Annotated in this window: 7 protein-coding genes; 4 read left to right on the top strand and 3 right to left on the bottom strand. The window is 57.1% G+C overall.

Annotation, left to right across the window (positions count from 1 at the left end; translation table 11 throughout):
* The 3 genes from AC1DWZ_RS23890 to AC1DWZ_RS23880 form a co-directional block, all read right to left on the bottom strand.
* A partial coding sequence (locus tag AC1DWZ_RS23890) for a beta strand repeat-containing protein (protein ID WP_477171469.1) occupies nt 1-3,743 on the bottom strand: 3,743 nt, incomplete at its 3' end.
* A gap of 201 nt (nt 3,744-3,944) precedes the next feature.
* Nucleotides 3,945-4,520, bottom strand: a complete 576-nt coding sequence (locus AC1DWZ_RS23885; protein WP_477171468.1) for a cysteine peptidase family C39 domain-containing protein — start codon at nt 4,518-4,520, stop codon at nt 3,945-3,947.
* A 239-nt stretch (nt 4,521-4,759) separates the two neighbouring features.
* Nucleotides 4,760-5,563, bottom strand: a complete 804-nt coding sequence (locus AC1DWZ_RS23880) for a restriction endonuclease (protein WP_477171467.1) — start codon at nt 5,561-5,563, stop codon at nt 4,760-4,762.
* A gap of 442 nt (nt 5,564-6,005) precedes the next feature.
* Between AC1DWZ_RS23880 and AC1DWZ_RS23875 the strand changes: the two genes are divergently transcribed.
* From AC1DWZ_RS23875 to AC1DWZ_RS23860, 4 genes are all read left to right on the top strand, one after another.
* Entirely contained in the window at nt 6,006-7,553 is a 1,548-nt protein-coding gene (locus AC1DWZ_RS23875; RefSeq protein WP_477171466.1) for a site-specific DNA-methyltransferase, read from the top strand.
* A complete protein-coding gene (locus AC1DWZ_RS23870; RefSeq protein WP_477171465.1) occupies nt 7,546-8,418 on the top strand; it encodes a DUF5681 domain-containing protein in 873 nt (290 codons plus the stop codon). Before AC1DWZ_RS23875 ends, AC1DWZ_RS23870 begins: the two co-directional genes overlap by 8 nt.
* Nucleotides 8,419-8,585: 167 nt before the next feature.
* Nucleotides 8,586-8,804 carry a helix-turn-helix domain-containing protein gene (locus AC1DWZ_RS23865; RefSeq protein ID WP_477171464.1) on the top strand — a complete coding sequence of 73 codons (219 nt, stop codon included), beginning with the start codon at nt 8,586-8,588 and terminating at the stop codon, nt 8,802-8,804.
* A gap of 730 nt (nt 8,805-9,534) precedes the next feature.
* On the top strand, nt 9,535-10,727 hold a 1,193-nt coding region (locus tag AC1DWZ_RS23860), incomplete at its 3' end, for a calcium-binding protein (protein ID WP_477171463.1).

The raw sequence follows: 10,727 nt of genomic DNA, 5'->3' as shown, positions 1-10,727 counted from the left end.
GATGCATACAAACTGACCGAGCGCGTCCAGGCAACGCCCACGGCCTGGCCCGCGGTATCGTAGCGCTGTAGGCTCAGCGTGTTCGTCGTACTGATCCGGGCCGTCACGAAGCCGCCATTGGCCAACGCCGCCACTGAGACGATGCCCAGGGAGCTGCCCAGGGAGAATTCCGCTCCCAGTGCTTGGCCCAGCGCATTGTAATACCGGCCCTTGGTCGTTCCCGAACTCAGCCAGGTTACCAACTGGCGGCCGTCCGACAAGGTCGTCACCGTCGTCAGATCACCGCCAGATGCCCCCGTCACCGCGATTGGATTGCCTTTTCCATTTAGCGTTACGACCGTGTTGTTGCCCCGAGCAACGGTGATCGCGAATGCTTCGGTGATCGCGAGGCCGCCAGCATCCGTCGATGTTACACTGAGGTTGACAACCGGCTCATTGGCATAGTCGAGCGATTCGTATTGCTTCAGCTTCAATTGACCGCCGACGACCTCGAATCGGCTATCCGACACGGTATACGTATGTGTATCGCCTGCATCCGGATCGACAGTCGTCAGGTTTCCAACAACATTCCCAGCGATGTTTTCGGTCACCACGAGATTCGATAGAGCGATATCCGTCGGCGCTTCGTTGACATTTGTGACGTCGATGCTGAAGGTGTCGCTCCTAGTGAGGCCGCTGGCATCCGTCGCCACGACGATAACGCTATGGTTGGCTGCCGCCTCGAAGTCCAGCAGACTGCCATTGCCAACCGTCACCACACCCGTTACGGCATCAATCTGGAACCGACCGCCGGCATCGTCGCTTAAGCTGTAGGTCAGCGTGTCGCCCGCATCCGGATCGCTCGCCAAGGCTGTGATGCCAACCACCGTGCCAGCCGTAGAGTTCTCTGCCACACTGTTTGTTGCCATGTTCGTATCGACCAGCGACGTTGGCGCCTCGTTGATATTGGTAACACCAATGCTAAAGGTCTCGCTCTTGGTGAGGCCGCCGGCATCCGTTGCCACTACGGTAATGCTGTGACTGATCGCTGTCTCAAAATCCAATAGACTTCCATTGGCCACCGTGACAACCCCGGTGGTCGCATCGATCTGGAAGCGCCCGCCGGCATTGTCACTCAGGCTGTAGGTCAGAGTGTCACCCGCATCCGGATCGCTCGCCAGCGCCGTGATGCCGACCACCGTGCCAGCTGTGGCATTCTCAGCAACTGTATTGGTAGCGGCATTAACATCCGACAACCCCGTCGGCGCCTCGTTGACATTGGTCACGCCGATGGTGAAGGCCTCGCTCTTGGTGAGGCCGCCCGAATCCGTCACCACCACCGTGATGCTGTGGCTCGTCGCCGCCTCATAGTTGAGCGGCGCACCAGTGGCTACCGTCACCACACCAGTCGTGGAATTGATCTGGAACCGGCCACCAGCATCATCACTCAGGCTATAGGTCAGTATGTCGCTCGCATCTGGATCACTGGCCAACGCTGTAATCCCCACCACTGTGCCAACGGCAGCATTCTCAGCGACTATATTGATAGCGGCGTCGGTATCCGACAACACCGTCGGCGCTTCGTTGACATTGGTCACGCCAATGCTGAAGGTTTCGCTCTTGATGAGTCCCCCCGCATCCGTTGCCACCGCGGTGATGCTGTGGCTCGTTGTTGCCTCAAAATCGAGCGCTGCACCAGCGGCCACCGTGACAACTCCGGTCGTCGCGTCGATCTGGAATTGCCCGCCGGCATCGTCGCTTAAGCTGTAGGTCAGCGTGTCGCCCGCATCTGGATCGTTCGCCAAGGCTGTGATGCCAACCACCGTGCCAGCCGTAGAGTTCTCTGCCACCGTATTGGCAGCAACATTAGTATCTGACAGCATCGTCGGCGCTTCGTTGACATTGGTTACAGCGATGCTGAATGTCTCACTCTTAGTGAGGCCGCCAGAATCTGTCGCCACCACCGTGATGCTGTGGCTGGTCGCCGTCTCAAAATCCAACAGACTGCCGTTGGCCACCGTAACAACCCCAGTCACGGCATCGATCTGGAACCGGCCGCCAGCATTGTCACTCAGGCCGTAGGTCAGTGCGTCACCCACATCCGGATCGCTCGCCAGCGCCGTGATGCCCACCATCGTACCGACGGCGGCGTTCTCTACCACCGTGTTCGTCCCACCATCCGTGTCGGTGACCGCCGTCGGCGCATTGTTTGGGAGATTTGTACCAACGCTGTCAAAGGACCGGCTGCGGATCGTACCATCGTCCGATTGCCAGCTGATCGTGAACCCACCATCATTATCGGCGGTGATGGCAGGCAGATTCTGCTGACCAATGATGTAAGCGTTGACGAGGAACTCCGTGCCAATTTTGTTCCCCGCGGTATCGAAGCGCTGACCGGCAATATCGTAACTGCCGGTGCTGGCACTGGCCCACGTGACGACAAATGTGCCATCGGCAAGAACGGTGATGGCGGGATTCCATTGATAGTCCGCGAGCGCCGTATTCACCCGGAAGTTGCTCACGATCGGTTGACCCGCCGCGTCGAAGACGCCTGCGTAGATATCCTGTGCCGATCCGTTGACTGTCTCCAGAGAAAACCAAGCTGCGACAAAGCCGCCATTGGACAATGCCGAAACACTCACCGTGCCTTCATTGCTGCCAGAGATACTTGCCAAAGCGATCTCGGATCCGATCGCGGTACCATTTTCTGCATAGATCTGTGCTTTGACGTCGTATTGACTTGAGATCGCGCCACTTTGCCAGGTGATGATGTAATTGCCGTTGCTCAACGTCGTCACGATCGGCAGGATCTGATAGTCCCCCGTGACCGTGTTGACCTGGAAAGACGATCCCGCCGGCGCACCGAACTCGTCGTATCGTTGGGCGCGGATTCCGTCAAATGTACCGTCACCCCCGTAGCTGTTCCAGGACACGACGCTGCTGCCATCTTGGAGAACGGCAATCGAAGCGCGATAGTTATAGCTTCCCAAGCCATTCGAGGCACCCGCCCCAGCATAGGGTGAAACGCCGGTAATAGTTTGGGGGGCTCCGTCTGCTACGCCATCGGAATCATAGCGATCTACCGACAGGGTAGTGCCGGTAATCCGCGCTGTCACAAAGCCGCCATTCGGCAGCAGAGCGACGTTTACCTTACCGCTGGCCGTTCCGAGCGACAGCACGGACGACGCCGGTTGTCCATCGGCGCCCACAATTTGGGCTTTGACGGACGTGCCTTCATTCCAAATATGGAGATGCTTGCCGTCCTGCATCGTCACGACATTCACATATTGTGCGCCTGCTGCCGTCGCAACAATTTGCTCTGACGATGCCACGAGCAGCGGGTTACTGACCTGCACAATGCTGCTGGGTAAAATGTCATCGCCCAGAAACCGAATGTGGTCGATATCCGTCACGACATCGATCCCGTCCGGAGAACCAGCGCGCAAGTCCGTTACCTGCAAACTTCCGTTGCCCAGATCGACTATTTGATAGTCGGTGGCACTGCCGCTGAATATGGCAGTATCAAATCCACCGCCGCCTGTCAGGCTGTCATTGCCGGCCCCGCCGACGAGCACATCATTGCCGCTCCCACCATCGAGCGCATCGTGACCAGCGTCACCCATGAGCGTGTCACGTCCGTCACCACCCTCCAAAGTATCATTGCCAAGGCCGCCAACGAGCAAGTCGTCGCCACCGATGCCACTAAGAATATCGTCACTGTTCGTACCCGTCAGCGTGTCGTTCCCAGTGGTACCTACGGTCATGATGTCCTCGCTTGGGTTGTGTCAAAAAAATGCATGTCAGTAGAGCATTCCGAAAGTGAGATCCGCAGCCTGCACGAAGGTCCCATGCACTCGGCCCACCTTCTCCCTGCCCGTCTCACCCAATTCTTCATGAGCGACGAAAGAGCGACGTCGATCGCGGCGACCACGCCAGGGGAGAGATGCCCGTCTCTACCATCACATTCATAATGCCTTTTTCGAGACGAACGCGTGTCGCGTAGCTGAGACATGGTGGTTGTGTTTACATTTGAGGATGACGGGGATGAACTGGGCGATGTCGAACTTGGCGAAGGTATCGGCAAGGCTTGCGCGCTTGGTCATCAGCAGCAGCTTGCCCGTCCAGTAGCGTTCCAACTCGGTGCGCGTGGTCGCCATCGACCGGTTCTCCTCCGGGTCCTGAACCAGCGCTTTTGCTTCGGAAACAGCGCCTGTGGCGGTATCGCCAGGCGCTACTTTTGCAAGAATAAAATAACGACCATCCTTCGTCTCGGCGATGGCCGGCAGCGGTGTTTTGGTGAGGCGATTCCAGCCTGTGCTGACCCAGCGAGCCTTAAGACTAGATTCCCGCGACGCTCGCAAAAGATCCGCACTCTCAAGTCCCTTCGGCCCGGGCGCAATACGATGCGATAGCGCCTTTGCATCAACCGACTGCCCATGAAAACGCAGCATCAGAACCAGGCAAAGCAGCCCAGTATCAATGACTTCCGGCACTTGTGCCCCAGTGCCCACAGCATGACCCGGCGTCGCGTGATCGACCACGCACTACCCCCTGTTGCAACAAGCCTCCGCGAGACCCCTCTCGCGGTTGGCGTTGCGAAATATGTCTGAAGGCCTAGGACCGGACAAGCGAGATTTCTACTCTGGCGTGATCCAACACTTAAATGTCACGCCGAAGCTGTATGCAGCGCAGCAATCTGCGGTTTATCTGCTCACTTGGCCCGTTGGACCGTATGGTTAACTTTGGAGGCATGACAAGGACCGATCGTCGAGGCGGTTGATTATTGAGATTTTTCCACCAGCCAGTTGGTAAGACCTAGGTCCAAAGCGAGCTGCGCCAGCCGCTGGCCGGTCCACAAATGTAGATTTTTGCCGGGTTGCAAGATTTTCAGATCGCCGATCGGGGAATGGCAGATGAAGAAGAAGCGGTCGTAACCGCCATTTCTAAATCGCCACAGATAGTCATCGAGTTCTCGCTGCCGCGCGGTGGATTTAATCTGGACAAAAGCACGTTCCTCAATGGTTGGCTGTTCCAGGATCAGATCGGCATCCGCCATTTGGCCGCCCAAGATAGATCGCCGCTGCCAGCCGGACCGGGCGAAGAGCAGATCAATGAAGAGTTCAAAGTCCGCCCAGTGCAGCCCCTCAATCATGCGCTGTGCAGTATCAATAAGATCCCGTTTGGCCAAATTAGCTTTGACCATCAACCGATCTTCGAGGGCGTTGAGACGTCGGAGGAGATAATCCTTAGCTTTGACGGCACAAATTGTCTGTCGGTAGCCGGCAACCTGAGTCAATCGCGAACTCAACTGCTCTAATCGAAGCGGCACGCCAGATATATCGGTATTGTGCCAGCCGTCCACGGTCCGCCGAAACCGCGAACCACGGCCGTCGCGCGGCGCTAACCACTCGACATCCGGTGTGGCAAAAGCCCACCAGAGATGGCTATTGGCGATGGTCACCCATAGCACGTCAGCGCCCAGCGCATAGAAATCGCGGATTTCCCGGATACCGTCGGTCACCTTGCTCTTACCGCGTCCCATCGCCTTGAGCTGTTCACTGACCGCGGCCCAATCTTCCACCATGCATAGATCATGGCTGATCTGATCATAGCCAAAGTCGATGACCCCCTTATCGAAGCAAGCCTGGGCCCAGGCACCTTCGGGGCCCAACTTGATGTATCGGATTTCGGTCGGCGCCAGCGGCGGTATCGCATCTTCCCATAAAAATACTCGCCATTGGTTGCGTGAGCCGCCTCGGAAGTCCAGTGGAATTGTGACTTATAGTATGCATTCGTTTCGACCGAGAAAATCAGAGTTGGAAATGCCTAAACTTCTCCGAGCCTTGCAGAGGCTTATAACGCGGTCGTCCTAGAATGACGTTGGCTGGCACGGCCGGCTGATGTTGCCAAGCGGTCGGCTCGCCGCATCAAAATGAGTGGTCGGGTCTGTCATTAATCAGCGTGAATCGAGGCTATTGCCTTCTTATTTCGTCTCTGGAATAGTGACCTCGACCTGAGCCGAGAGCGTGCGCGAAGATGTCTTCGCCGTACTGCAGGTAAGCTCTAGTGACGGCGTGACGCCCGAAAGGTCGCTGCAATGGCATGGTCCCGCAGCGGGTTTAAATCGGGCGCCCGCATTTTCTTCCCCTGAACTATGCGGCTGCGCTCTTGGTCTCATTTCGAGAAGGAGCGTCATCATGTCCGTGCGCAAAGCGCATGCCACTGCTGCTGTCCATGCCGCCCAGTTACCGGCGCGCCCCAATACCCTGAGCGATCTCGTGATCGACCTGCGTGAAATAGCGTCCCTACGCCCTGCCGCGCGGCTAGTGCGTACGCATTCCAAGAAGCAAATCGCGCTCCTGGCCAAAAGCATTGCCGAGTTCGGCTGGACAGTACCCATTCTGATCGATGACACCGGTCAGATTCTTGCTGGCCATGCGCGTGTCGCGGCGGCAAAGTCGCTCGGCCATACTTCGGTACCGACGATCTGTCTATCCTCCCTCAGCGAGGTGCAGAAACGCGCCTACGTCATTGCTGACAACCGCCTCGCTGAGCTCGCTGGCTGGGATCGTGAGCTGCTCTTGCTCGAATTCAAAGAGATGGCGGCGCTCGACATCGATCTGACCTCGACCGCTTTCTCAACCGCGGAAATCGACCTCGTTATCGAAGGCGAGGCTGATTGGGAACCCGCAGACGAGGTAACGGTGCCAAGCCCCGGCCTGGCCGCCGTCAGCCGCCCTGGCGGTCTATGGCTCCTCGGCCGCCATCGGCTTCTATGCGGCGATTCACTGGCCAAAGCCTCCTATGAAACTGTCCTCGCCAATGAAAAAGCGGAAATGGTCTTCACGGACCCACCCTATAATGTGCGGGTCGATGGACACGTCTCCGGGCTTGGCAATGTCCAGCATCGCGAATTTGCTATGGCGTCCGGTGAAATGACGCGTGCCGAGTTTACCGCGTTCCTGACCAAGGTCTTTGGCGAAATCGCCGTCGTCTGCGTTGACGGTGCGATCGTGTTCGCATGCATGGACTGGCGCCATGTTGGTGAAATCGAAGAGGCCGGGCGGGCCGCCTTCAGCGAACTCAAGAACATCTGTGTCTGGGTTAAGGACAATGCCGGTATGGGAACGCTCTACCGGTCTCAACACGAGTTCGTGTTCGCCTTTAAGGCTGGCACAGCCTCTCATGTGAACAATGTCGAACTGGGTCGGTACGGGCGTAGCCGGTCCAACGTTTGGAATTACCGGGGCGTGAACACCTTCAAGACCGGTCGAATGGATGAACTAACGTTGCACCCAACTGTAAAACCGGTTGCCCTTATCGTCGATACGATGCGGGACTGCTCAAAGCGGGGCGACCTTGTGCTCGACCCCTTTAGCGGGTCTGGGTCAACGATCATTGCCGGTGAACAGGTTGGGCGCCGGGTGGCCGCTATCGAAATCGACCCGCTTTATTGCGACGCGGCGGTGCGGCGCTGGCAGAAACAGACCGGTAAGGATGCCATTGACGCCGCCACCGAGCGCACCTTTGACGACATCGCCGCCGATAAGGAAAGTGAGGCTGGCGATGCCTGATAAGGAAGATACCTATCCGGTTGGCTATGGGAAACCGCCGGTGGCGACGCGGTTTCAGAAAGGCCAATCTGGAAACCCGAAAGGACGAGCACACAAAGTCAAAGAATCGACCATCAACGTTGAGAGCATCCTCAATGCGGCAATCCAGGTAAAACAAGGCGGTCGTGTCCGGCAGATTTCCGCACTTGAAGCGGCGCTACGCCGCCAGGTTGGTCTAGTGATAAACAAAAACGACAAGACAGCCCTGACCGGCCTTCTCAAGATATTTGCGCAGCACGGGGTGCTGAGGGCAACGGTCCGACGACATCCGAATGTGGTAAACATTCCATTCGATTGGGACCGAACAGAATGGTTTGCGATGTATGGCAAGTATGGCCTACCGCCCTGGCCGGGCCCGCGAAATGGTATGTCAGCAATGGCCACGGCGTCGAATACTCAGGAGACCCCAGCCGAAAAGGCCGAACGGCGAAACCGTTTATCAGCGGAGGCCAGAATCGTCACCGATATTGCCAAAGAGGTCATGACCATCGAAGAAGACGGGAAGCAAGTAAAGCGGTCCATTGTGGAAATCCTGCTCATCATCGTCCGTCGGAATGCCCTTTCCGGCAAGGCTAAGGATGTCGAACGCATGCGATCACTGCTGTCGGCCTATGGGCTGTCAATGGAAATGCCGAGGGGCGCACTTTTCATCGGCGACCCGCCCCAAGGAGAAGAACAGAACCGCGTGTTCTTCGGGCGTATGGAGCGGTATCAGGCCTTGCTGCAGGCGGCCGTTGCGAAACGCGCACCTTTTGATGTCGACAAGCTCGTCGAGCAGACCAAAAAAGATTTTCCATATCCGGAGAAGAAGAAGGACGAACAATGACGTCGCCGAACTTGCCCAGGGCCTAAGAACAAAAGAACGCCGGCTGGGCTATCATTTTCTCCGGCTAAATTGGGAACGCCTTCAGGGGCCGTCCGGATACGCGTCGGCGGTAAAATGAGACTCATAGTCTGTAGATCAATAAGAGACATTTCTGTCCTGTCGGGGGCATGGATATTCGTCGCCGTGTCGGGCTCAATGTCAGGAAGTACCGTGAGGAGCGGGACTTGTCGCAAGAAAAGCTGTCCTTCGCGTGCGGACTGCACCGGACCTACATTAGTGGGGTCGAACGCGGGGTGCAAAACCCAACAGTGGTCGTTCTGAACAAGATTGCCAAGGCACTCAAAATTCCTGCCGCCCTCCTGCTCGACGAGGTCGGTCGAAAATAACCCGGCGACATGCATCCTATCAACGATCTGTCGATCGATCGGAATGCTGATCGAACCTAACTAGGCTCGATTGTTCTAGATAGCTGCCCAACGCCGTATGCTGGCGTCGCCGACTCTGCCTTATGGAGGGCCAGGTTCAACTCCCTCCGTAACCAGCGACTTCGGGTGGGTACCTCTCCTTCATTTTGCTTCGATCATCGCCTCAGCTAAGGCAGCAAGCCAGCGAAACGATCGAAACGGAGTGGGATAGTCTTGCTATGGAAAGCCGGCGCCGCGAGTTCGAGGGCGTCTATGTCCGCGTGAACACGGCGCCGTCGACAATTCCAGCGCCGCGACCGTCGAGGTGGAAGTAACGCCTAATGTCCGGCCAAGTCGACGTTAGTTCCACCGGGATGGCCGCAGCATACTGGGAATGGAATTATCGATTTTCAGTAAGCTGCTGATATACAAAACCAGTATAAAATCCCTGATGCTAGGCGATCATTTCGCCCCTACTCATCGCACCGGGACAAGCCTGCAGCCGCCCCACCCCGGACAAATAACAAGGCCTACACTCATGTATGATTTTTAGTAAACTTTTCATTAATTTGCACTTGGAGTGTGCGGACGAGACTTATATCCTGATAAGGAACGTCCAGGTTGTGTTTGGGCGAAGAGTATCAAAAGCAAGTAGCAGCAAAAAAACAGCGCCCCGAGCTTTATCGTCCGGGGGCCGGACAGGTCGGGCAGCATGATCATTTCTTTTCCGAAAACAAGTTTGGTCGGCGGCCAGCCTGTTGGCGTCGATATGGGACAGGACTTCTTCCCCGCTCCCGCAAATGCCGTCGCCGTCACGGCGACCAACACATCCTACAAGCTCAGTTACAGCGCGTCCGAGTATGACGTCTTTTATGGCTCCGGTTTTCAATATGTCGCCGGCGGACCGGCAAGCGGCACTATCACCTCTTGGCAATACGTCCTTGGCGGCAAGGTCTATTTCCAGCTGACCGGCGAGATGGACGTCGCGACGTTCAGGTTCTTCCAGAATTCCGGCAACTGGATGGGATTCCTGCAGAGGAATCTATTGCTCAACGACACTGTCTCCGGTACGGCCGGGGCCGACAGACTGTATGCGTTTGGCGGCGACGATGTCGTCAATGGCGGCGCCGGCAATGACCAGCTACTCGGTGGTATCGGCAACGACATCTATCTTTTCGACAATGCTGGCGACACGGCGGTCGAAGACGCCGATGCTGGCACCGATGAAGTGCGCACGACAGCTACCATCTTGAGCGGCTTCGACCATGTTGAAAATTACACCTATACGGGTTCGGCGGTTTGGTCGTTCACGGCTACAGCCGCCGACAACATCGTCAAGGGCGGTTCGGGGATCGACAAGCTGTCCGGTGGCACTGGCGATGACCAGCTGTTCGGCAACGCCGGCAATGACGAGTTAAATGGTGGTGCGGACAACGACCTCCTCGATGGCGGTGCTGGCCTCGACAAGCTGACCGGTGGCGATGGCGACGATATCTATATTGTCGACAACGTCGGCGACAAGGCGATTGAGGACGGCACCACGGGCGAGGATCTGGTGAAAGCCTCGGTCAGCTATGTGCTGGGCACTGGACTAGAGAAGCTGGTCCTGACCGGCACAGGAGCCATCAATGGCACCGGAAATGCTCTCGCCAACGAACTTACCGGCAATGCCGGCGCCAACACGCTGGATGGCCAGGGCGGCCAGGACACGATGGCAGCCGGCAAGGGCAACGACATCTATATCGTCGACAATCTCGGCGACACGGTAAGCGAGGGCCTCAACGAAGGCACCGATCTGGTGAGATCGTCGGTCACTTTCACGCTGGGCGCCAATGTCGAAAATCTGACGCTGACCGATGTCGGCCATATCGGCGGCACCGGCAATGGTCAGGTCAATATCATCAT

It is taken from the genome of Dongia sp. P2_B8 (assembly GCF_056404715.1).
This window is presented reverse-complemented; position numbering and strand designations above follow the sequence as displayed.